Origin of the sequence: Synechococcus sp. R5-15 (genome assembly GCF_047462035.1) — a bacterium.
Lineage (GTDB): Bacteria > Cyanobacteriota > Cyanobacteriia > Thermostichales > Thermostichaceae > Thermostichus.
Genome location: NZ_JANSIK010000002.1, coordinates 14,444 through 37,076, shown reverse-complemented (window position 1 = coordinate 37,076; position 22,633 = coordinate 14,444). Strand labels below are relative to the sequence as shown.

At 58.0% G+C, this 22,633-nt stretch carries 20 protein-coding genes and 1 tRNA gene; 6 read left to right on the top strand and 15 right to left on the bottom strand.

What is annotated here, in order from left to right; all coding sequences use genetic code 11:
* Positions 1-44: 44 nt before the first annotated feature.
* The 10 genes from NW839_RS00225 to NW839_RS00180 all read right to left on the bottom strand — a co-directional run bounded on the left by NW839_RS00225 (position 45) and on the right by NW839_RS00180 (position 9,409).
* Positions 45-117: transfer RNA gene (locus NW839_RS00225), tRNA-Phe, on the bottom strand.
* A 59-nt stretch (positions 118-176) separates the two neighbouring features.
* Positions 177-830, bottom strand: a complete 654-nt coding sequence (locus NW839_RS00220) for a Crp/Fnr family transcriptional regulator (protein ID WP_414332238.1) — start codon at positions 828-830, stop codon at positions 177-179.
* Positions 831-1,147: 317 nt separating this feature from the next.
* Positions 1,148-2,743, bottom strand: coding sequence for an AAA family ATPase (locus NW839_RS00215; RefSeq protein WP_414349854.1), 1,596 nt, complete (start codon positions 2,741-2,743; stop codon positions 1,148-1,150).
* 75 nt (positions 2,744-2,818) lie between these two features.
* Positions 2,819-3,388 (bottom strand): hypothetical protein, encoded by a 570-nt coding sequence (locus NW839_RS00210; protein WP_414332236.1) that lies wholly within the window; start codon positions 3,386-3,388, stop codon positions 2,819-2,821.
* A 33-nt stretch (positions 3,389-3,421) separates the two neighbouring features.
* Complete coding sequence (locus tag NW839_RS00205; protein WP_414349833.1) at positions 3,422-4,423, bottom strand: zinc-dependent alcohol dehydrogenase family protein; 1,002 nt, start codon at positions 4,421-4,423, stop codon at positions 3,422-3,424.
* Positions 4,424-4,852: 429 nt separating this feature from the next.
* Positions 4,853-5,767 (bottom strand): hypothetical protein, encoded by a 915-nt coding sequence (locus NW839_RS00200; protein WP_414349834.1) that lies wholly within the window; start codon positions 5,765-5,767, stop codon positions 4,853-4,855.
* A 331-nt stretch (positions 5,768-6,098) separates the two neighbouring features.
* On the bottom strand, positions 6,099-7,499 hold the full coding sequence (locus NW839_RS00195) for an AtzE family amidohydrolase (protein WP_414349835.1): 1,401 nt from the start codon (positions 7,497-7,499) through the stop codon (positions 6,099-6,101).
* Positions 7,496-7,684, bottom strand: coding sequence for a DUF4089 domain-containing protein (locus NW839_RS00190; RefSeq protein WP_011430915.1), 189 nt, complete (start codon positions 7,682-7,684; stop codon positions 7,496-7,498). The genes NW839_RS00195 and NW839_RS00190 overlap by 4 nt, the downstream gene beginning before the upstream one ends.
* Positions 7,685-7,755: 71 nt before the next feature.
* Complete coding sequence (locus tag NW839_RS00185) at positions 7,756-8,388, bottom strand: hemerythrin domain-containing protein (RefSeq protein ID WP_011434208.1); 633 nt, start codon at positions 8,386-8,388, stop codon at positions 7,756-7,758.
* A 154-nt stretch (positions 8,389-8,542) separates the two neighbouring features.
* Complete coding sequence (locus NW839_RS00180; RefSeq protein WP_414349836.1) at positions 8,543-9,409, bottom strand: tRNA (5-methylaminomethyl-2-thiouridine)(34)-methyltransferase MnmD; 867 nt, start codon at positions 9,407-9,409, stop codon at positions 8,543-8,545.
* Positions 9,410-9,533: 124 nt separating this feature from the next.
* Between NW839_RS00180 and accD the strand changes: the two genes are divergently transcribed.
* From accD to NW839_RS00165, 3 genes are all read left to right on the top strand, one after another.
* Positions 9,534-10,478 carry an acetyl-CoA carboxylase, carboxyltransferase subunit beta gene (gene accD, locus NW839_RS00175; protein ID WP_414349837.1) on the top strand — a complete coding sequence of 315 codons (945 nt, stop codon included), beginning with the start codon at positions 9,534-9,536 and terminating at the stop codon, positions 10,476-10,478.
* A gap of 239 nt (positions 10,479-10,717) precedes the next feature.
* Positions 10,718-11,113 carry an STAS domain-containing protein gene (locus tag NW839_RS00170; RefSeq protein ID WP_414349838.1) on the top strand — a complete coding sequence of 132 codons (396 nt, stop codon included), beginning with the start codon at positions 10,718-10,720 and terminating at the stop codon, positions 11,111-11,113.
* A 101-nt stretch (positions 11,114-11,214) separates the two neighbouring features.
* Entirely contained in the window at positions 11,215-11,919 is a 705-nt protein-coding gene (locus NW839_RS00165) for a class I SAM-dependent methyltransferase (RefSeq protein ID WP_414349839.1), read from the top strand.
* A 75-nt stretch (positions 11,920-11,994) separates the two neighbouring features.
* Here NW839_RS00165 and NW839_RS00160 read toward each other — a convergent pair whose 3' ends face one another.
* The gene (locus NW839_RS00160) at positions 11,995-14,175 is read right to left on the bottom strand and encodes an NAD-binding protein (RefSeq protein WP_414349840.1); all 2,181 of its coding nucleotides are present in this window, start codon (positions 14,173-14,175) and stop codon (positions 11,995-11,997) included.
* Between the two features lie 451 nt (positions 14,176-14,626).
* On the opposite strand from NW839_RS00160, the gene NW839_RS00155 reads away from it, so the two are divergent.
* From NW839_RS00155 to NW839_RS00145, 3 genes are all read left to right on the top strand, one after another.
* Positions 14,627-15,679 carry a Fe(3+) ABC transporter substrate-binding protein gene (locus NW839_RS00155; RefSeq protein WP_414349841.1) on the top strand — a complete coding sequence of 351 codons (1,053 nt, stop codon included), beginning with the start codon at positions 14,627-14,629 and terminating at the stop codon, positions 15,677-15,679.
* A gap of 173 nt (positions 15,680-15,852) precedes the next feature.
* Positions 15,853-17,121, top strand: coding sequence for an esterase-like activity of phytase family protein (locus tag NW839_RS00150; protein WP_414349842.1), 1,269 nt, complete (start codon positions 15,853-15,855; stop codon positions 17,119-17,121).
* A gap of 93 nt (positions 17,122-17,214) precedes the next feature.
* A complete protein-coding gene (locus NW839_RS00145; protein WP_414349843.1) occupies positions 17,215-18,915 on the top strand; it encodes an ABC transporter permease in 1,701 nt (566 codons plus the stop codon).
* 5 nt (positions 18,916-18,920) lie between these two features.
* Here the strand turns inward: NW839_RS00145 and NW839_RS00140 are convergent, their stop codons facing one another.
* The 4 genes from NW839_RS00140 to NW839_RS00125 form a co-directional block, all read right to left on the bottom strand.
* Positions 18,921-19,865, bottom strand: coding sequence for a F0F1 ATP synthase subunit gamma (locus tag NW839_RS00140; protein ID WP_414330493.1), 945 nt, complete (start codon positions 19,863-19,865; stop codon positions 18,921-18,923).
* A 70-nt stretch (positions 19,866-19,935) separates the two neighbouring features.
* A complete protein-coding gene (gene atpA, locus NW839_RS00135) occupies positions 19,936-21,456 on the bottom strand; it encodes a F0F1 ATP synthase subunit alpha (protein ID WP_011434218.1) in 1,521 nt (506 codons plus the stop codon).
* A gap of 43 nt (positions 21,457-21,499) precedes the next feature.
* The gene (gene atpH, locus NW839_RS00130; RefSeq protein ID WP_414349844.1) at positions 21,500-22,048 is read right to left on the bottom strand and encodes an ATP synthase F1 subunit delta; all 549 of its coding nucleotides are present in this window, start codon (positions 22,046-22,048) and stop codon (positions 21,500-21,502) included.
* A gap of 20 nt (positions 22,049-22,068) precedes the next feature.
* A complete protein-coding gene (locus tag NW839_RS00125; RefSeq protein ID WP_414349845.1) occupies positions 22,069-22,632 on the bottom strand; it encodes a F0F1 ATP synthase subunit B in 564 nt (187 codons plus the stop codon).
* Between the last annotated feature and the right edge of the window lies 1 nt (position 22,633).

Here is a 22,633-nt window from a genome sequence, read left to right as displayed (position 1 = left end):
CTTAGGTCGTTGACCCAAGCCCGCCTCAGCATACTCATACCAGATGCCAGGAACCAGACTTGAACTGGTGACACGAGGATTTTCAGTCCTCTGCTCTACCAACTGAGCTATCCCGGCTCTGGACCTACTATCTTACGATGTCGAGGGGGGTTTTGACAACTGGTGGCGCCCCCAATTTAGCCAATCAATTTCTCCAAAGCCTCCATCTGGGGGATGCAGAGAACATCTCGGTTGCGATCCCGGCGGATCAGCTCCTCTTGCTCCAGCTTGGACAGGACGCGAGTGACCGTTTCCCGGGCTAGGCCACTTAGGCTGCTCAGCTCCCGATGGGGCAAGTTGGGGATCTCTACGCCACTTCGGCTAACCCGGCCACGGGATTCGGCCAAAAACAGCAGGATATCGGCAACACGGGCCGTACTACTGGCCTCGCGCAACTGCAGACGACGGTTGATCTGCCGTAAGCGGCGTGACATGAGCTGAGCAAGGCGGATGCCGGCCTGAGGATCAGAAGCCAAAAAAGCCAGGAAGTGTTGGGCCGACAGACAACCGACTTTGGTGGCTGTTAGGGCTACAACGTCGGTAGAACGAGGCGCTTCGTCCAAAGCAGCCATTTCCCCGAAGATTTCCCCTGGACCAAGAATGGTGAGGGTGATCTCCCGGCCTTCGAGATCATGGGTGCGAATCTTGACCCACCCTTCCAGGATGAAATAAACGGCGTTACCCCAGTCATTTTGTAACAAGATGGCCTGATTGACTGGGTGGGAGCGCAACGACATTTGCCCGGCCAGCGGCTCTAGCCTCTCAGGAGGAAAGCCCTCGAACAGGAGCATCAGGCGAAGGTCATCTGGAGTTACATCGCTCACTGTTGGATCCTCCTGCACGGGGTTGGTTCTGGTCGAGTGGGATGGGAAAAGGGTGGGCCTGCACAGACACGTCAACATGCCCCTCAGCCTACCGTCTCTCTCAGGTCTATGGCCCGCCGAGGCGAACTGCGTACCAATAGGACAGAGCTTTAGACCCAATTTTGACCTCTACTTTGGAAAGGGATCCCTGCCCAAAAAAGCTGCTGCCATCCTCTAGCCCAGAAACGGCAAAATCCATCTTGCTGATAGCAATTTTCTCGAGTTTGTGCAGTTTAAGTCGAGATCTAGACCTGCTGAAGTTGAGATGGCCAATCTTGGCTGGTATCCAAAACCTTTAAAAAAGGCCGTTCCGAATCGGAAAAATCCTGCCAGTGGGCCTGCTGTTGGGAGAGCATCTCGGCGGTGGCATCAGCAATGTCGGCAGAGTGCTGCTGATCTCCATCGCTGGAACCAGCTGGGGCCAAGAGGGGTTGAGGAGCTGGGCTGCGGCGTTGCAGGCGCTCCCGCAAAACAGGTTCAGGGGCGTAGCAGTGGAGGATGCGCAGTGGGATCCCTTGGCGTTGGGCCTGATCAATGGCCATCCCCCGCAGGGCTTGCCGGTCAAACTTGGCGTCCAGAATCACGGTGTAGCCTTCCTGGGCCAGCTCTACTCCCAACTGCACCAAGCGGCGGTAGGTTTTATCGGTCATCTCCGGGGTATAAACCTCCGGCCCCCCCCGTTGCCGCAGAGGGATCCCGGCCAAATGCTTGCGCACCGCATCGGAGCGAATGTGAATGGCTCCCCGCTGACGGGCCAAGTGGCGGGCTACCGTGCTTTTGCCGGATCCCGACAATCCTGACATCAGGAACAATTGCCCCTGCTTGGGGAGGGTGTATTCCCAGGCAAGACGGTAATAGCGGGCGGCGGTGCTAAAGGCTGTGGCCTTGGCTTCCTCTGCTGCAGTGGGATCCTCCAGCAAAAAAGAGGTGACCTTGGCCCGCACGTAGGCCTGCCGATTGAGGTAAATAGGCAAGATCTTCAACCCTTCCCAATCTCCGGTTTCTTCCAGGTAGGTGTTCAAATAGGCGTTTCCCAGATCGGGGCGATGGCGGGCATCCAAATCCATCACCCCATAGGATATGTCGTACATGACATCCACAAAGCGGAAGGCTTCATTAAACTCGATGCAATCAAAAAGCAGGATCTTCCCTTCCCAAAAACAGATGTTGCCTAGGTGCAGGTCTCCGTGGCATTCACGAATGCGGTTTTGTTCTATTCTTTGTTGAAACAGCTCCTGCCGCTCAGCAAAAAAGCGATCGGTGTAGGCTTGGGTTTCTCGATATTGCTGAGCTGTTTGTGGGCCGCCGACGTAGCGCTGGGTTTGGGCGTAATTCTCGTCAAAGGCTTCTCGCACCCGTTCTGGCCGGCCAAAGCTGCGGATGTAGTCGTTGGTCTCGGTTTGGGCATGAAACGTCGCCACCACCCGCCCCAGCTCCTCCATCAAGGACGGCGTTAGCTCTCCCCGCTCAAACAGGTTGCTGAACAGTTGCTCTTGGGGAAATTGCCGCATTTGCAGAGCGTATTCTATGGGCTCGCCGCTGCTGTTGAACTGAAATCGGCCATCGGTCTGGACAATGGGCAACACTTGCAGATAAAGGCCGGGAGCACCGCGCTGGTTCATGCGCAGCTCTTCTTGGCAAAAGTGGCGCCGCCTCTCCAGGGTGGTGAAGTTCAAAAAGCCAAAGTCCAAAGGCTTTTTCACTTTATAGGCATAGTCGCCTGTCAGCAGAATATAGGAAATGTGGGTTTGAATAAGCCGAATGGGATCCTGTACCGGATGAGGGTAGAAGGCGGGATCCAGCATCGCTTGGATCAAGGGGGGCAGGTGGGTATCGACCATGAAAAACGATAGAGATGGAAAAAGGGCTTGGACGGGGATCCCTATCTTCCGCCGACAGAGCAGATTGTCCTCCACCTATTCCTTAAAGGGCAAGGCGGCTTCTTGGGGGGAAAGACGGATGAGGCTGATCCCCTGCTGAATTAGCGTATCTTGAGCAGCACCGGAAAGAGCGTAGGGCCAGACCAGATATTTGGTGTTGATGTAGTCTTGTCCGCGCTTGGCCAGGTTTACCTGTTCCGAGAGCATGCGCACGTCTGGCCCGCGGCTGATAGTGGCTTCGGCCCGGCGAATGCGCTGCATCAGTTGGCTGAACAGCTCTTGGGGCTGCTGCACAAACACCACAATGGCCAAGTCACAGGGGTTGTAATAGTTGCCGATGCCGCAGAGGAGCAGGGCTTCACTGGAGAGAACAAGGGTTTCTTGATCCCCCAGAGCCACCACCGGATACAGAAAGGTGCGCACATCCTCCAGTTGCCAGTGGTTAAAAGAGTGGCTATCTACCTCCCCCCGCACCCAAGAGGAGATGGCAGGAAAAACTGCTTCGCTCAACAGTCGATAGGCCGTCTGGGGTCGCCCTAGCCAGCAGAGGGCATTTTCGTAGAAGCTCTCGTTCTCCAGCAGGTGGGGGGTGAGAGGAGCAACCATGGGCAGATCCTCAACGGGCTTTCTCCAGCATGCCTACTCGGGGATGGTTAAGGCAATTTTGCCCAGAACGGATCCCTGCTCCAGCAACCGGTGGGCGGCAGCCGCTTCGGCCAGAGGAAAGGTGTGGCTGAGCTGGATCCGCAGTTGGCCTTGGTCGATGAGGCGGGCACATTGCCTGAGGATTTCCGCCTGATTTTGTTGGGCGTTGGTCAGGCTTTTCAGCATCGGGGTGAGCATCAGCTCAAATCCCACCCGCAAGTTGCGGTCGCGAGCCACCCGCCAGTCGATCTCTGGGGCCGGGGCCAGCAGGGTGACGATATCTCCGTACACGCGCACTGCGGGGAAGGTCTGCTCCAATAGCTTGCCGCCCAAGGTATCTAGGGCAAGATCCACCCCCTCTCCCCCTGTCCAGTCCAAAACGGCGCGCACAAAGTCTGTCTGCCGGTAGAAGATGGGCAAGCCGGCGCCTAGGGAACGGACAAACTCCGCCTTTTCCGGGGTGCTCACGGTGGTGGCCACTTTGGATCCCCGTAGACGGGCCAGTTGAATGGCCACATGGCCAACTCCACCCGCTCCCCCGTGGATGAGCACACTTTGGCCGGCCTGGAGACGCCCCCGGTCGTAAAGCGCTTCCCAGGCGGTGATCAGCACCAGCGGGGCAGCAGCAGCCTCCGCAAAGCTCAGAGTTCTGGGCTTGGGAGCCACAAAACGCTCGTCCACCACGATCAGCTCGGCGTAATTCCCCGCCTGCCTGCCCAGACCCCCGTGGCAGAAGTACACCTCGTCTCCCACTGTAAAGTGCCTAACTCCGGATCCCACGGCTTCCACAACGCCGGCACCGTCACACCCCAAAATGGCGGGCATCTCCTCTGGATAGAAGGTGCCCCGTTGCCGCAGTTTGGTGTCGATGGGGTTGACGCCGGCTGCCCTCAGACGGATGCGCAGCTCCCGCTCGCCGCGAATTTGGGGCTCAGGTACTTCTCGGAGCTGCAGAACCTCTGGCCCGCCGGGCACACTCATGACTACGGCTTTCATGCGCTCAAGTTGTCAGCTTCAGTTGGGTTGGCCCGCTCAAAGGATGCAGGGTAGAGTTTGTTCTGGTGATGAGAAGATGGGCATCTCCCCATTGGGGTGTTGCTTTGCAACCCTGCGGAGTCTTGCAGCTGCTCTCTAGCCTATTTTAGCTAAACCGCCGAGAAGCCCCGCGCTGTATGCGCAGGGTCAACATACCCACGCAAAACCGAAGCCGTCACCCCACTCCATGAAGCAATAAAAAGGCTAGTGACTAGTGACTAGTCACTACGCACTACTCTACAGGGCGGTGGGGCATCCCGTCCTTTTCGCGTCAGCGGGACGTAGTCCTTAAGCTCAGGAAATGTCTGAAGCGATAGCAGGGGTCACTGAGAAGCCCGCGCTGTGTGCGTAGCAACCCTGCGGGAAGCTAGCTACAGCGTCGGGAGTATGTCACGCAGCCTGCGACTTCATGGGCTCCGAGCAGGCCAAAATGAACTGAATGAACTGGTCGATCTCCAGCAGAATGTGTTCCGCCTCGGCCAGAGAGGTCGGTACGGTTGCCAGCACCTGGGCATCTACTTCTGCAGCCTGCCCCGCTTCTCGCAAGAGGTTCATCGAGTTATGGCTGAGCAGGAGCTCCAGCTCGTTCAGGGTTACCATGGCCAGCTGCTCCTCGGCTTGATGGAGCTTATTTTGCAAAGTCTGAACTTGTTCGGTTTGCACCTTCAGCCTAGCTTCCGCCTGCTCAGCGCGAGATACAGCCAGTTGTGCAGCTTGCTGGGCCTCATCCCGCTGAGCTTTCAAGAAGGCCATCTCTTGCTCCAATTGGGCCAATCGCTCCTGCAGGCTGTAAATGTGCTGATCCCGGTCTCCCAAAGCTCGCTCTAGCTCGCGATTTCGAACTTCCATCTGCTGACGAGCTTCGTTCGCTTGGGCTAGCTGTTCCGCCAAGTTTGCCATTTCCTCTTCCACGTTGGTAAGCCGACTCAAGCGTTCCAAAACCTGAGCATTTTCCGCTTCAAGTTTCTCAATCAGCGCTTGAGCGCTCAACAGTTCTGCTTTGGTGGAGTCCAGCTCGCCACAGACTTGATCGTAGTTGGCGATTAGCTCGCCAAGCCGGGCTTCTTTGGCTTGCAGTTCTTCTCGCAAGGAGTTCATCCAGCGGTCGCTCTGCTCAATCCGCTGTTGCAAGAGCGGCAGTTGAACCAGAGCTTGTTGGGCAGCACTGAAATAGCCAAGGAGTCGTTTGAAGTGGCGCTGTAGGTGGCTGTGGGACTGATCCAATTTGTCGAAGGCTTCGTTGAGAGAGAGATAGGCCTCGCACAGTTTCATGTAGCGCCGAGCCACAGAATCAGGATGATCCATAGGGTTATAGAGTCCAGGTGGGGGTGCCGTGTCTATTTTATGCTGTTCATTCTATTGGCCAAGCCTGGAGAAGGAGGCATTTGATACAACAACTGGGGGCTTAATTTTACTTTAATATCCAGTGCCTCGATCTCTCTTGCGAGCCAAGGCCAAAGAGTCTGCCCAAATCCAGCTTCAGACATTGCCCACGGGCCATACGGAGACTAGAGCTTCTCCCCCAAGGCAATCATTCTCTTGACCGCAAAATGTTTATCTACACATTTAGTGTCTACAAGAGGATGCCCGCGAGTCCTAACGCTAGATACGCTGCAAAAGCAGGGCTCTTCATGGCTCAGACCGGCTGGGCATTGGGGATCCCTAGCTTCTCCAAATAGGCGGCTGCCCGCAGCAGTTTGGCTTCTTGATAGGGGGCGGCCACCAGTTGTACGCCAAAGGGCAGGGATCCGCTCTCGCGCAACGGCACTGAAAGCACCGGCAGGCCGATAAACGAGAGGGGCTGAGTGTAGAGGCCGAGGTTGGGCCGAGTGAGAACCTCTACCCCATCGATCACCATCTTCTCTTGGCCGAGCAAGGGGGCAAAGCAGGGGGTGGTGGGGGCGATGAACAGATCGATCTCCTGAAAAATGGTCTGCACCTGCTGGCGATACCAGCGGCGAAAGCGCTGCGCCTGCAAGATCCAACTGGCAGGCAACAGGGCTCCGGCCAAAAAGCGATCCCGGGTGGCCGGGTCAAAGTCGTGGGGGCGAGTTCGCAGGTTGGGCAAGTGCAGGTTGGCTCCCTCAGCAGCCGTGATCAGGAAGGCGGCGGCACGGGCGCGCTGGGCTTCCGGGATCCGCACAGTCTGGCCGACCCCCAAGGCTTGGGCCACCTTTTCTACCCCGGCCAAGATGGGGGGCTCTGCCCCTCGGGCAAAGTAATCATCCGCCACCGCGATGCGCAAGCCCTCGATCCCCTGCCCCAATTGCCCAAAGGTGGGATCTACAGGACGCCGGGTACAGACGGGATCTTGGGGATCCGGCCCTTGCATAACATCGAAGCTGAGGGCAATATCGGCCACCGAACGGGCCAAGGGGCCCACGTGGTCGAAGCTGGCGGCAAACAGAGCCACCCCTGCCCGCGACAGACGGCCATAGGTGGGCTTGAGGCCGTAGACGCCACACAAAGAGGCCGGTACCCGAATCGAGCCGTTGGTGTCGCTGCCCAGGGCAAGGGGCACCAAACCTCCTGCCACCGCTGCTGCCGAGCCGCCGGAGGATCCCCCCGCACTGCGGCTGAGATCGTGGGGGTTGTGGGTGGGGCCGTAGTGGCTGTTTTCGGTGACGAAGCCGTAGGCGTACTCGTCCATGTTGAGGGTGCCCACCAAGATTGCCCCTGCCTGCTTGAGACGAGCCACCACCGTTGCATCTTGAATGGCCGGGGGATTCTCGCGGTTGATCGCCGAGCCAGCCAGGGTGGTGAGGCCGGCCACGTCAAACAAGTTCTTGACGGCAAAAGGCACCCCTGCCAACGGGCCTACAGGGATCCCTTGAGCCACCTGTCGATCCACCTGCTCCGCCGCTTGTAAGGCCGATTCCTCCAAGACAGCTGTAAAGGCATTGAGCTGGGGATCCCGCCGGCGAATCCGCTCCAGACAGGCGGCCACCACCGCTTGGGCGCTCACGGATCCCTGGCGGACAGCCCTGGCAATAGAGAACGCGTCAGCGCTGCCGAGAAGGTGGGGATCCCCGGTCATGGCTGAGGGTCAAAGGTGGGATCTGGCTCAACTATCGGCGGCAACGGGAACTCCAGCACCTGTTGAGCAATGGGCAGAAAGCGGGCAAAATTTTCGATCACCCCTGCTCGGTGTTCAGGATGCAGGGGCAGTTGCAGCAGTTGGGCCATTTGATCGACGTAGGTTTCGGGATCCCAGGGCTGCATGGTTTTGGGGTCAGGGAGCCGATTGCAGCAAAAATACCACCACTAGCCTCCAACAACAAGACCGTCGTCGACTAGGGAGCGGACATTTGCACAGTGTTGCCCTGCAGCGACCAGAGACGCTCGTTGGGCAAGACAGGGCGGGTTATCGCCTGCCGTTCCAGCTCATTCAAAGCAACGCGACGGCTATGTGCAGAGCGATTGGAAGCAGCGCTGGCTTGCAGGCGTTTGCGGAACAGACGCAACTGCTGCTGCTCTGCTTCGGGAGAAACATGCTGGGCAAAGAGGGGATGCAAGATTTTCTCCTCCTGATCAAACTGAGCCCGCAATTGCCGATAGAAGTGAAGGGCAGCAGAAGGATCCACCTGCTGCGGGGTGCGCTCTGATTGGTGCAAAAAGCGCGTCAGCTCTGGAATCTGATCCCGCAGATGTTGCTCCAGCCGCTCAATTTGGTCGCTAAGGTGGGGATCCCCCTGGAGAGCCGACCTGAGCAGGGGGTAGAGAACATGGCGCTCCAGTTGAATGTGGCGGGAGAGGCGCTGTCGCAACCTTTGTACACAGAGGCGTCGCTGCTCCAGATCCAACTCCGGCGCTCGAGACAGGCGAGTCAAAAACTGCAGGATGACGCGGTGCTGTTCAGCACAGAGGGCGATCAGCGTACCGGCAGAGGTTGCTCGCGTCAGCGGGAGGGACTCCTCAGAAGACATGGCAGTTGACAGCAGAGAAGTTTCATCTCAGCTTAACTTTGTCAAGAAATGATGGCCTGCGTAAGGGTACGGGAATAGCGCAGGTGTCTTGGATACACTCGGGCAGCAATCCTGGGAAAAGTTGTCCAGATCTGAACTCCGGCAACGCCACTCTCTAGGCTTGCACAGGCCAGCGGCGTTTCCAAGCAGAAGTGGGCTCCAAAGGGGATCCCTGCTGTTCCCGTTGGCGTTGCAGACGGATTTGCGCTCTATCTCCTTTCAAGGTGGGATCCCGGTAGGGCACGGCAGCGCGAGTTTTCAGGTGCTCCCACTCCATGGGGGAAAGAGGCGGCAGGTGGTCAGGTTGGGGCGAGGCCACTGTCCCCGGCCAAGGACGACCTACCGGGGGGGTAGAGCCGATGAAAAGCCCTGCTTCCAACAGAGCCGCTCGCACCGCCGCTGCACAGGAATAGGTGGCCAAAATGCCGGTTGGTCGCATCCGTTCAGCCACGGCCCGCAGGAAATCCACCGTCCACAGCTCTGGGCAAACCGAAGGGGAGAAGGGATCCAAAAACACCGCATCTGCCCATCCCAACGGCACCTGCATTAGAGTTTGGCGGGCATCGCCCCACAGCAAGGTTCCGCGCCAGCGCTGCGATTGCCAGGATCCCTGTTCAATCCAGTGTTGCCATTCTTGCCCAAAGCTCCAGTCGGATCCCACCCCCGCCTGCCAAGCTTGCCGGGGTACTTCCGGGGATCGCTCCAGGCCGATTACCTCCACAAGACAATCGGGCCGGATTTGCCAAATGGTTTCTAGGGCAAGGCCGGAGTTGTAGCCCAGGCCAAAGCAAATATCCAAAAGGCGAATGGGCTGGGCGGGATCCCGTTCCAACGGCAGCCGATCCAGCCGACAAGGGCGGACAAACTTCTCCAAAGCCTCCTGGGCGGCACCACTGACGTTGTGAAAAGCCTGTCCAAACTCTTCCGAGAAAAAGGTCAGGGATCCATCCCCTGTGGTCAGCACCTGCCACCGAGTCTCCATCGCTTGCTGTTGTCTCTATTTTCAGTCGGGCGATTCTTTGATAGCTTGAGAACGTTGAGATGTGTTTCGCAGCTCACCGGCAGGGCTCTCAACATCCCTGGCCATAAAAGGTGTTTCAACGGCTATGTCTTTACTGGATTGGTTTGCGGAACGGCGCAGACAAACCTCTCTAAACCTGACAGGTAGCAGCCCCTTCGACAAAGAGCGTCAGGTGAGAGAAATTGCCGATGGCCTCTGGCAAAAGTGTCCTGCCTGTGACACCCTGACCTACACCAAGGATCTGCAGCAAAACTGGCAAGTTTGCCCCAGCTGTGGGCATCACCACCGCATTACAGCCCCAGAGCGTCTGGAACAGCTTTTGGATCCCGGATCCTGGCAGCCCCTGGACGAACACCTGGCTCCCACGGATCCCCTGCACTTTTTCGACCAAAAGCCCTACTCCGAGCGCCTGGCCTCTTATCAGGAGCGCACTCAGCTCAAGGATGCCATCGCCACAGGGCTGGGGAGTCTGGAAGGGATCCCGGTGGCGATTGGAGTGATGGACTTTCGCTTCATGGGCGGCAGCATGGGCTCGGTGGTAGGCGAGAAGATCGCCCGCCTCACGGAACGGGCCACCTGCGATCACCTGCCCTTGATTCTCTTTTCGGCTTCGGGGGGGGCCCGCATGCAGGAAGGGATCCTCAGCCTGATGCAGATGGCCAAGACCTCAGCCGCCCTACAAAGGCACCGCGACGCCAGACAATTGTTCATCTCCGTGCTCACCCATCCCACCTATGGCGGGGTAACTGCCAGCTTTGCCATGCTGGGAGATTTGATCCTGGCCGAGCCGGGCGCGCAGGTGGGGTTTGCCGGGCCGAATGTAATCGAGCAAACCATTGGCAAGGGCAAGCTTCCCGAAGGCTTCCAAACCGCCGAATATTTGCTGGCCCAAGGGCTCATCGACGCGATTGTGCCCCGCACCGAGTTGCGCAAGCGCCTGGCCCAGTTGCTCTCCATGCACCGCCCCCGTTTGCATGTGTCCCTTCCCTCCATAGACTCGGAGGCTTTAACCCTGCAACCTATGCTGTAGGTAGATCCGCCTAAGATGCGGAATTTGTGGCCGAGGCCGGATCCCTTCCCTGCGGGGGATGGAGTTCCTGCTAAGCTCTGGGGCGGCTCTTACTTCATGGGTTTACACGGCTTCCCTCTGGCTTGTTGGGAGAGGAGCTGGGGACGAGAGGGCAGATGTTTTTGGAGGGAGCTGCGCTGTCCCTGGGGATCTTCACAAGATTTCCTGGTGGGCGGTAGCGGATGGTGTTAAGGTGGGGCATGAGGTCTTCACTGGAAACGATGGATTTCAAGCTGCGCATCCGTACTGCTGAGACTCCACAAGGGCAAAAACTGGCGATTGTGCCGCTGGAGGGTCGTTTTGATGCCAAGGCTGCTTCAGAAGCTCGGCAGTTGCTCCAGCAAGTTATAGATTTCGGTTACACCAATATGTTGATCGATATGTCGTCGGTCACTTTTATGGACAGCTCTGGGCTGGGGGTGTTGATCTCTGCTTTGCGCAAGTGCCGTGCTGCTGGGGGCAACCTCAGCCTCTGTTGCGTGCCGGAAAATGTGGCCCTCGTCCTCAACCTCACCTCTATGGAAAAGGTATTGACCTGCTTTAGCGACCTGGAGACCGGCATTGCCAACTTTTCCAGCGCTCCCACGGCTCGTTAGGCCGACATTAGGCCTTACTTTTGGGGATCCCCCGATGCTCTTTTCAGCCCATCAGCGAATTCTGGTGATCCCTCTAGCAATTTTCTCAACAATCTTCAGCCATGCCCCAGACCGGCCTCGATACCTTTCAGCTTCTCTACCAGCACCACCGTGGCCCCAGCTTCTGCGAGCGCATGCTGGCAACAGCTCCTGGGCGCTTTAACGAGGCGTTTTGGCAGTTCTGGCAGATGCACATCGAGCCCTGTCTGCCTCCTGCACCGCGCTTGTTGGATCTGGGAACCGGGCCGGGGTTTGCTCTGGGTCAGTGGGCGCAACGCTATCCCGGGGGACACTTCATCGGGGTGGATGTGATGCCCTACATGTTGGAGCGAGCGGCGGCAGATTTGAAAGGGATCCCTGGAATCCAGCTGCTGCAGGCCGACCTGCACGACCCTCACTTGCCGCTTGCGGCCAACAGCATCGATGCAGCTCAGGCAGTGGTGGTGTTGCACGAGATGGTGCAGCCCTTGCGCTTGTTGCAGGAGGTGTTGCGTCTACTCAAGCCGGGGGGGCGATTTTTGCTGGTGGATTGGGTGCGCGCCCCGCTCAGCCTCTACTTCGATGCCGATACAGAGGCCCAACTCTTCCAGCCCGATACCCCTTTGGAAACACTGCTGGATCAGTTTACCCACTTCTACGAGCACAATCGCTTCAGCGCCGAAGACCTGGTGTGGTTGCTGGAGAAGGTGGGTTTCGCAGTGGTGGCTCAGCAGCTCTACAACCAAAATCGCTTTGTGCGACTTGCAGCCGAAAAGCCTATCTCCTGAATGTCCAACTGCCCATAACGAGATGTTTTGGACTACGGAGTGCAGAATAGACCAATAAACAGAACAGTGTCCAAATCAATTCAGATTACTCTCGCTGTTTTCGTTCATGGCTGCAGGGATCCAATGGGCAGGCTGCGCCTGGGCAAACACCTGCACTTCAGTGCTCATCTTGCGCAGTTGGCGGGCTAACTTGATTGCCTTGTCGCGGGGAAGGGGTGGGCTCACCACCGCCGGCAGACAGCCCAATAGGGGTTTCAGGGCCGTTTTGGGCAGGCGTGCGTAGAACGATAAAGCCGAGAGGATCTCCTCTTCAAAATAGGGGTTGCGATACTCTAGGAGGCGCACCTGATACAGCTCTGGGGGAAGAGGCCGTCCTTGGGTTAAGCGAATCAGGGATTCCACCGTTCCCATCACATAGAGTTGATCGCCTTCTTTCAACAGGGTCTTGCCCTCTTTTTGCCAGATCTTGGGAAAAACACAGGGTTTCCCCGGTCGGGAGCGATGCAGCAAGATCACCAGGTCATAGTCCTGGGCCAGTTGGCGCAAGGATAGCCCCAGGTAGTGGCAATCGGCAGAGACCTCCAGCAGCGTCACCAGCAGAGTTTCCCCCTGCCAAGCCAGGGTGCCGTAGACGGATCCCACCAGTGCTGCTGTGGCAAAAGCCCGTGCCCCCAACCCGGTAGCGCTGTAGCTGATCCCCAGCGTCTGCATGTGGCGCTGCATGCGAGCCGCCAATTCGGGATCGGTAACCCGCAAAATGGTGCGGATCCCCGGTTGCAGGCTGTGGGCCGTCAGGGCCGTCTCCAGGTTGGTGAGATCGTCAGGGGTGGTGCAGATCAGGCAGCGGCTGCCTTGAATGCGAGCCTGCTGCAGCGTGCTTGCCAGGGCATAATCCCCACGAACCACCACCGCTCCCTCCCGTTCCGCTGCCTCCAAGAGAGGGTTCTCGCTATTGGGATCCACCACCACCACCTCGTAGCCCATCTGCCGCAACAACTGCAGCACCAAATAGCTCAGCCGCCCCAACCCTGCGATCACCACATGATCCTCTTTGGGCATACGGGCAGCCTGGCCCAAGCCAAAGCGACTGCTCACCAATTTGTCGGTCACCAAGCCGTAAATCAACCCCACCAGGGCAGCCCCCACCAAGGTCATCATCACCGCCAGCACCTTCACCCCCAGCGGTGTTTCCGGCTGTTGAAAAGCCTCAATATCCCCGTAGCCCCCTGTCAGCACCACGATCGTCAGCAAAAGCCCATCGATGAGGGGTTTGCCGATCATCCTGAAGTTGATCACCCCCAGCACCAGCATGGCCCCCAAGGTGAAGGTGAGGGTGCGCACGATGGGCTTGACCTGTAGGAGTCCCTGCACTCCTCTGCGCAGCCAAGACCCAAGGGATCCCCGCCCCAACGACCTGCCTTGCCGTTGTTGTCGCTTGTCCTGCATCTGGCCGCTGGCCCAGCGCTGTGCCCGTGAGGAGCCCCGTCGCCCGTTGCGTTCCAACAGTTGCAGGTAGGCTCTGGGATCGCAAATGACCAAAACGCGATCCCCCTCCAGCAGCTCTGCCTCGTGGTCAAAGTCGTCGAAAACTCGCTGTTTGGAAAAGTTAGAAAGCCCATCCACCGGGTAATGAAACAGCACCCGCGCCCCAAAAGTTTCCTCCAGCTCCGAGAGGGGCATATGCAGCAGGCGGGAGTTGTATCCGATGGTCAGCTCTACCACGTTCCAGAGGGTGGTCTCTCGGTCTGAGACAAAGTAAGCCGGATCTGCCAGCTCTGGCGGAAGCGTGGCCGGCTGGGCTTCCAGCTGGGGCAGCTCAAAGTAGCCAACAAATTCGTCGGAAACAGCCTTAAGGGCAAAAGCCGGGGCAGCCAAAGCCGCCACCGATAGGGAAAAATGCTGCGGCAAAGCCGAGTCGAGATAGCGGGCAAGGCTGTGGTTGAACAGACGGGAGACGACACGCACCTGTGGATTGAGATCTCGAATCAGCAAAGCCAGCTCAAAGTTGGCTTGGTCATCGTCCTCCAGCAGCAGCGCCACCTTGACCCGCTCGATCCCAGCTTGCCGTAACACCTCCGGCTGTCGCGGATCCCCCTGCAGGTATTCCCAGTCCTCTTTCGGATAGGGCCGTGGGCCGGGAGCCACCACCACAGCCCGCTGTCCAAAAGCCTCTAGGGCCTGGAGAGTGAGCTCCACTAAGTCGTTGTAGCCGCAGACAAGGATAGAGACGCCCGGATCCCTGCTATTCTCTTGCACCTGTGCATGAGACGATCTCGAAAGGGAGCTCACCATAGCTCTGTCATCTACCCTGCTCCCTTTATACCCGAAGCCTCTTCAGCTTTCGCGAGTGCTGTCAATACCGCTGACCGCAAAGCCCTGGGTAGAGACCCGTTGCTCAACAAGACCGGCTGCGTTGCTGGCCATCTCAGGCGCTGTCGAGGACAAGGGGAAGCCACCCAGTTTCATCCCAAAGGGTGAGAAGTGAGAACAACTCCCAAGAGCTTGACCTGGTACTTGAGATCTCCTATCATTTCCTCAAGGCAAAGTTCTTGAATAAAAGTCTCAATAAGGTTGGCCCAAGATAAGAGCCAACAGAGTGAGGCTTGCGGGGACTGTCTTTGTCCTTTGGGCTTGGCTTTCCGGTGCTTTCTCAGAGAGAGCCTGGCCGGTGGAGCTGTGTCTCTTGAGATGTTTTTGAACTTAGGAGTTGGGTATGCGCTTATCGCGACGGCAATTTGTCAGTGGAGCCACGCTAGGTTCTGCGGCTCTGGCAGCAGGGTCTCTTCTGCGTCCGGCCCATGGCGCCAATCGGGAAGTGAACCTCTACACCTCGCGGCACTACGGCACAGACGAGAAATTGTACGAACTTTTCAAGCAGAAAACGGGCATTACCGTGAATTGGGTGCAGGGCAACGCCGATGAGATCGTCCAGCGCATCCGCAGCGAGGGATCCAACAGCCCCGCCGACATCTTCATGACGGTGGATATTGCCCGGCTGTGGCGGGCTCAGAACGAGGGCCTGTTTCAGCCCATCCAGTCGGAGACGCTCTCCAAAAATATTCCCGAGTCTCTGCGGGATCCAGAGGGGTACTGGTTTGGCCTCACCAAGCGGGCGCGGGTGATCATGTACAACAAAGACAAGGTGGATCCCAACGAGCTGTCTACCTACGAAGATCTGGCCAACCCCAAGTGGCGGGGCAAGGTGCTCACCCGCTCCTCCAGCAACGTTTACAGCCAATCCTTGACGGCTTCGATCATCTTGGCCCACGGGATCCCGGAAACGGAGCAATGGGCCCGGGGCTTGGTGGCCAACTTTGCCCGTCCGCCGGAAGGGGGAGACACGGATCAGATCAAGGCCGTGGCCGCCGGGGTGGGAGACGTGGCTTTGGCCAACACCTACTATTTGCCGCGTTTGATCAAATCCGACAATCCAGAAGAGCGCGCCGTAGCCGAGAAAATCGGCGTCTTCTTCCCCAACCAGCAGGATCGCGGCACCCACGTCAACATCAGCGGGGCCGGCATTCTGAAAACAGCTCCCAACAAAGACGCGGCCATCCAATTTTTGGAGTTTCTCTCCGGGCCAGAGGCGCAGGCCATTTTTGCCCAGAGCAACAATGAGTACCCGGTACTGCCCGGGGCTGAGATCGACTCGGTGGTGGCCAGCTTTGGCACCTTTAAGGAAGATACGATCAACGCCGCCAGCATTGGCCGCGTCACCCCTGATGCCCTAAAGGTAATGGATCGGGCCGGTTGGAAGTAGATCAGGCCTCCAGGACAGGCCCTGAGTGCAGCCTTTCATTGCTTGACGCCGTGAACGTTAAGCAGCTTGACGGTTCTTGGCCAAGCGTCGATACTCTAGGACGGCGTTGCTTCCGTTCGAGGCCGCTCAGGCGTCCTGTCTTTCTTTTTCAAAAGCTTCTGGAGGTTTGCCAAATGAAACAACTGCGAACAGCAAGCTTGTTCTTGCTCCTGCTTTCTTTAACTTCTTTCTACACCAATAGCCCGGCAAAGGCAATTGAAAACCTTCCCGAAAAGGCTCCTGTTCCAAAGCGGGATCTGCTTTTGACCACAGAAAACGGCGTCAAAATCTACAATGGTGGGTTTGGCTCTGGCCTTGCCTTTGATGGCCAATATTTTTATGTGCTCACCGATCGCGGTCCCAATATTGATGGAGCTGAGTCAAACGACAAGATTTTCCCTAAGCCAGACTTTACCCCTCAAGTTGCCAGATTGTCTTTGGACGGCAAGGGCTTCAAGTTGGACAGGGTCATCCTGCTGCAAGACGAGACAGGCAAAAATCTCACCGGGATCCCCAATCCATCTGGCTCGGGGGGAACGGGAGAGAATGCCTACGATCTCAGCGGCAAGCAGCTTGCGCCGGATCCCAAAGGTATCGATCCAGAGGGGATCGCGGTGGCCAAAGATGGAAGCTTTTGGGTTGCCGACGAATACGGACCTCACTTGATCCATTTTGATTCCAATGGCAAGGCCATCGAGTGGCTAAATCCTTTTGGAAGTGGAGTTGGCGGCAAAAAGCTTCCAGAAGTTTACAAAAATCGGCGCCCCAATCGCGGCATGGAGGGGCTAACTCTGACGCCCGATCAGAAATACTTGGTCGGCATCATGCAGTCTCCGCTTTTGAACCCCAACAAAGATGTTCAAAAGACCGCAACTGTTTGCAGGATACTCTTCTATGAACTGGCCACGGGCAAGTTCAAAGAATACCTCTATCCTTTAGAGGGAACTGGCACCGCTGTTAGCGAAATTGTCGCCATTACCGACACAACCTTCCTGGTTCTCGAACGGGATGGCAAAACACCGGGAGAGGACAAAGAGGTTACGAAGAAGATCTACAAAATCGATACTGCCGCTGCCACGGATGTCTTTGATCCTGGTCCAAATGGCCTGCTGGTTAACGGCAAGACTCTGGAGCAGTTAACCCAAGAGGAAATCATTGCAGCGGGGATCAAGCCCGTTTCCAAAGAAGAAGTATTTGACATTATGTCGATCCCCAATTATCCCCACGACAAGCCCGAGGGGTTGGCCATTCTCAACTCAACTACCCTAGCGATAGTTAACGACGACGACTTTGGCATCGTCTCGGAAAAGGGCGCGGCTCAAGAAAAAACTATGCCTTACCTTGGTAACAAGCAAGACGAGAACATCGTTTATTTCGTTAAGCTGCCCAAGAGCTTGTTTTGAGAGAAAACTTGGTTGGGGATCCCTGGAGGATCCCCTTTTCTTCCCCAGGAGTTGCTCAAGAGGTAGCTCCCGCCTGTTGAGATGGACAAAGAGATGAGGTTGAAGTTGTTGAGCAAATCTCTGCCGGGAAGTGGCTTCTTTCCTCTGAACGGCTGGGCGCTTCTGACTCTGACCCTCAGCGGTCTCATTCTCGTTCCTGTCCTTACGGTGTTGCTCAGCCTTTTTGCGGACGAGCGGCAGGTTTGGGAGCACCTGGCCGATACGGTCTTGGGGCTTTATGTGCGCAATAGCCTGGTGATGATGGCTGGGGTGGCGGCGGGGGTCATCCTGGTGGGCAGTGGCACTGCCTGGCTGGTGACCATGTGTCAGTTTTGGGGGCGGGCCTGGCTGGAGTGGATGTTGGTGCTGCCCCTGGCGGCCCCCACCTATGTGTTGGCCTACGCCTACACCGATTTTTTGCAGGTAACCGGCGGTTTCCAGATCTGGCTGCGGCGGGTAACAGGTTGGGGGATCGGCGACTACTGGTTCCCTAACATTCGCTCGTTGTGGGGGGCGATCCTGCTGCTGATCCTCACCCTCTATCCCTATGTTTATCTCTCGGCCCGGTTGGCCTTTCAGGAACAGTCGGTAGCCTGTTTGGAGGTGAGTCGCTCCCTGGGTTATGGGCCTTGGGCCAGCTTTTTCAAGGTGGCTTTGCCGCTGGCCCGACCGGGGATCGTGGCCGGCTGTCTGCTGGCCTTGATGGAAACCCTCAACGATTTCGGCACCGTCAGCTATTTCGGGGTAGATACCTTTACAACCGGCATCTACCGCACCTGGACGGCCCTGGGCAATCCGGTGGCGGCGGCTCAGCTTTCGGCGCTGCTGTTGCTGCTGGTGTTGCTGCTGATAACGATGGAGCAGGTCTCCCGCCGGCGGGCGCGCTACTATCGCCAAGGGTTCAAACCCACCTCAACCCGTTACCGCCTACAAGGGATCCGGGCGGTGGGGGCTTGGCTAGCCTGTGGGATCCCGATTGGGCTGGGCTTCGTCGTGCCGGCCTTGATCCTGCTCCACATGACCCTGCGGCAGGGGGAGTTGGGTCGCCGCTTTTGGAGCTACGCCCAGAACAGCTTTTGGCTATCCACCATCACGGCTATCATTGCTGTTTCCGTGTCGGTGGTGGTGCTTTACGGGCTGCGCATGCAGGGGCTAGGACGGGCGGGATCCCCGTGGGGCCTGCGGCTGGCGGTGCAGTTGTCTTCTCTGGGCTACGCGCTGCCTGGGGTGGTGATTGCAGTGGGGGTTCTGATTCCCCTAGGGTGGTTGGATCAACTGCTGAGCTACCTGCGGCAGGTGGTGCTGCAACAGCCACCCGGCCTGGTGATCAGTGGCACCCTCACGGCTTTGGTGTTCGGCTACCTGGTGCGGTTTTTGGCCGTGGCTTTGGCCACCGTTGAGGCCACGCTGCTGCGCATTCCCCCCAGTTTGGATGAAGCGGCCCGCAGCCTGGGACAGGGATCCCTGGGCACCCTGTGGCAGGTGCATTTGCCCTTGATGAGGGGTGGCCTCTTGGGGGCTATGCTGCTGGTATTTGTGGATGTGATGAAGGAGCTGCCGGCCACGATGGTGCTGCGGCCCTTCAACTTCGACACCTTGGCGGTGCAGACCTACCGTTTGGCAGCCGATGAGCGTCTGGCGGAAGCAGGGGCACCGGCCTTGGCCATTGTCTTGGTGGGGATCTTGCCGGTGGTTCTGCTCAACTCCCAGATGGCGCGGCAACGCAACCTCGGCTCCTCAGGGGATCTCCTTTGAGAACCCTACAAGGCCTCCGCTCCGGCCACCACCTCCAGGATCTCCTGGGTAATAGCCGCCTGGCGAGCTTTGTTGTAGGCAAGACCCAGCGTGCGAATGAGCTCGCTGGCATTGTCGCTGGCGTTGTTCATGGCCGTCATGCGAGCTGCCAATTCGCTGGCCGCCGCCTCCTGCAAGGCCCGTAGCAACTGGTTGTTCAGGTACAGCGGCAGCAGTGCATCCAAAATCTGCACGGGATCCTGCTCAAAGATCATGTCCTGAGGTGGGGCCGAGACCGCTGCGATGACTTTGCTGCGCTCGACAGTAAACTCTCCGCCCCGCACCAAAAGACGAAAAATTTCATCGTCTTGAGTGGCCAACCGCGACGGATCGAGGGGCAACAGGGATTGCACCACCGGACGGGAGCTGATCAAAGAGACAAAGCGGGTATAGAGCAGCTCTACCTTGTCCACCTTCTCCGACAAGAAGGCCGAGAGGAGCTGATCCCCAATCTGAGCAGCCTCAGCCGCCGTGGGGATCTGCGACAAATTCACGTAGGTCTTGGCGATGGGAGCGGAGCGCCGCTGGAAATACTGCACCGCCTTGCGGCCCACCAGGTAAAGCTGCACCTGCTGCCCTGTCTCCTGCAGCTCGCGAACCCGCTCCTCGGTGCGCTTAATCACGTTGGCGTTGTAGGCTCCGCACAAGCCCCGATCCCCGGCCACCACCAACAGCCCCACCGTCTGGATGGGGCGCTGCTTCAGCAGAGGCAAGTTGACATCTTCCAGCCGCAGCCGAGTTTGCAGCCGATAGAAAACCTGGGCCAGTCGGTCGGCAAAGGGACGGGTGGCCATCACTTGCTCTTGGGCGCGCCGCACTCGGGCTGCTGCCACCAGCCGCATGGCCTCGGTGATTTTGCGGGTGTTTTTGACCGCTTTGATGCGATCGCGGATACGCTTGAGATTTGCCATAACCTATTCCCTCTATTTAAGGACTCCGTCCTGCTAACGCGAACGGTGGCTGACAGGGATCCGCGTCAGGCTAGGCTGCCTTGGCCACGAAGCTCTGCTTGAACTCTGTGATGGCCGTTTTCAAGATTTCTTCTGCCTCGTCGGTGAGTTGCTTGGTGGAGAGGACGATCTCGCCATACTTGGGATGGGTGGTGCCCAGGTAAGCCAAAAGGCCCTGTTTGAAGCTGGAGACCTTCTCCACCGGAATGTCATCCAAATAGCCTCGCGTCCCCGCATAGATAATGGCCACCTGCTGATCCAGAGACAGGGGAGAGTACTGTGGCTGCTTCAGCAACTCCTGCAGCCGTTGGCCGCGGGCCAACTGCTTTTGGGTAGCCTCATCCAGGTCAGAGGCAAATTGGGCAAAGGCCTCCAGATCGCGGTATTGCGCCAGTTCCACCTTGATGGAGCCAGCCACCTTTTTCATCGCCTTGGTCTGAGCTGCCGAGCCGACGCGGCTGACGGAAATCCCGACGTTGATGGCCGGGCGGATGCCAGCGTTGAACAGATCCGATTCCAAGAAGATCTGCCCATCGGTGATGGAGATAACATTGGTGGGAATGTAGGCCGACACGTCATTGGCCTGGGTTTCCACGATCGGCAGTGCCGTCATGGATCCCTCTCCCAGTTGGCTGCTCAGCTTGGCGGCTCGCTCCAATAGCCGCGAGTGCAGGTAGAACACATCCCCAGGATAGGCTTCTCGACCGGGTGGACGGCGCAGCAGCAGTGACATTTGCCGATAGGCCACCGCCTGCTTGGAGAGATCGTCATAGACCACCAGGGTGTGTTTGCCCTGGTACATGAAGTATTCGGCAATGGTGGCACCACAATAGGGGGCCAGCCACTGCAACGGAGCCGGGCTATCGGCGCCGGCAGCCACCACAATGCTGTAGTCCATGGCCCCTCGCTCGGTCAGGATGCCCACCACCTGGGCGATGGTGCTCTGCTTCTGGCCAATGGCTACGTAAATGCAGATCACATCCTGCCCTTTTTGGTTCAGGATTGTGTCCACAGCAACGGTGGTCTTGCCGGTTTGGCGGTCGCCGATGATCAGTTCCCGCTGCCCCCGCCCGATGGGGATCAGGGCATCGATGGCGGTAATGCCGGTTTGCAGGGGCTCGTACACAGAGCGGCGATCGACAATGCCAGGTGCCGGAGATTCGATCAGGCGAGACTCCGTACACTGGATCGGGCCTTTGCCGTCGAGGGGGTTGCACAGGGGATCCACCACGCGGCCCAAGAGGGCTTCCCCCACCGGGATGCTGGCAATCTTGCCCGTGGATTTGACGGTGGATCCCTCTTGGATATTCCGCCCGGAGCCGATCAGCACGGCACCGATGTTGTCTTCTTCCAGGTTGAGGGCAATACCGGTGGTGCCATCCTCAAATTCCAGCAGCTCGCTGGCCATCACCTTATCCAAACCGTAGATGCGGGCAATGCCATCCCCCACCTGCAGAACTGTCCCCACATTGGAGACCTGCATCTCCTGGTTGTACTGCTCAATCTGCTGTTTGATGATGGTGCTAATCTCGTCTGGGCGAATGGTAGGCATAGCAGTCCTCTCAAGTAATGGGAAGGGATCCTCAAAAACCAACTTAGGCCAACTGCAAGGCAAGCCGGCGCAACTGTCCACGCAAGCTGAGGTCGATCACCTGGGATCCAATCTTGATGACCACCCCTCCCAGCAGCTCTGGATCCTGAGCAGTTTGCAACTCCACGCCGCTGGCCCGCGTGAAGTCCATCACCCGCTCGCGAATTGACTGCTGCTGAGCTTCCGTCAAGGGTATCGCCGTCGTCACTTCGGCCAGGACGATGTTCTGGAGCTTCCGCTGCAGATCCAAAAAGCGCCGGCAGACGGCCCCGAGAAACATGATACGGCGGCGGTCGGTCAACAACTTCAGCGCATTCAGCAGCAGAGGGTGGATCTGATCGGCAAATACTTGCTGCAGCAGGTTCTTTTTGGCCTCGGCCTTGATCACCGGGTTGGCGAGAAACTGGCCCAGCTCCGGCGTAGCCCGCAAAACCTCGGCAATAAAGCGCATATCGGCGGCAAAAGTGTCCAGCAATCCCTGGCCAGATCCAAGGGCAATGAGAGCCTCGGCATAGGGATCCACCACCTTCTCAGCCATTGTGCTGCTGATCATACCTTTCTCCTCCTTGAGAGTTAGCGGGCAATCATTTGGATCCCTTTCTCGATCAGGCTGCGGTGGGTCTCTTCGTTGAGGTGCTGCGGCAGCTCCTGCTCCACCTTGCTCAAGGCTTGGCGAACGATCTGCCGACGCAACTCCTGAAAAACCCGCTCCTGCTCGCTAGACAACTCTTTCTCGGCATTGGCCCGCAGCCGCTCAACTTCCCGCTCCGCCTGCTCCAACAACTCTTGCCGACGGGCTTCGGCGTTGGCTTCCGCCTGCTTGCGGATACGTTCAGCCTCCTGCTGAGCCTGGGCCAGCTTTTGCTGCTCCTCCGCCAGCTTCTCGATGGCTTCCTGTTTGCGCTGCTCCGCCTGCCGCAGTTCTTCTAGGATCCCCTCCCGCCGCTTGGCCAGGGCTTCTCCCACCACTTTGCGACCCAAGATAAACAGCAAGGTGAGAATGATCGCGATGTTGATCAGGTTGCTCTCGAGAATCTTGGCCAAGAGATCCCCCTCTCCTGCCTTGGCTTCTGGGAGTAGCTCCGTGGTCTCGGCCACAGCCAAGATCCAACCGGCCACCCAACTCCACACAGGCATC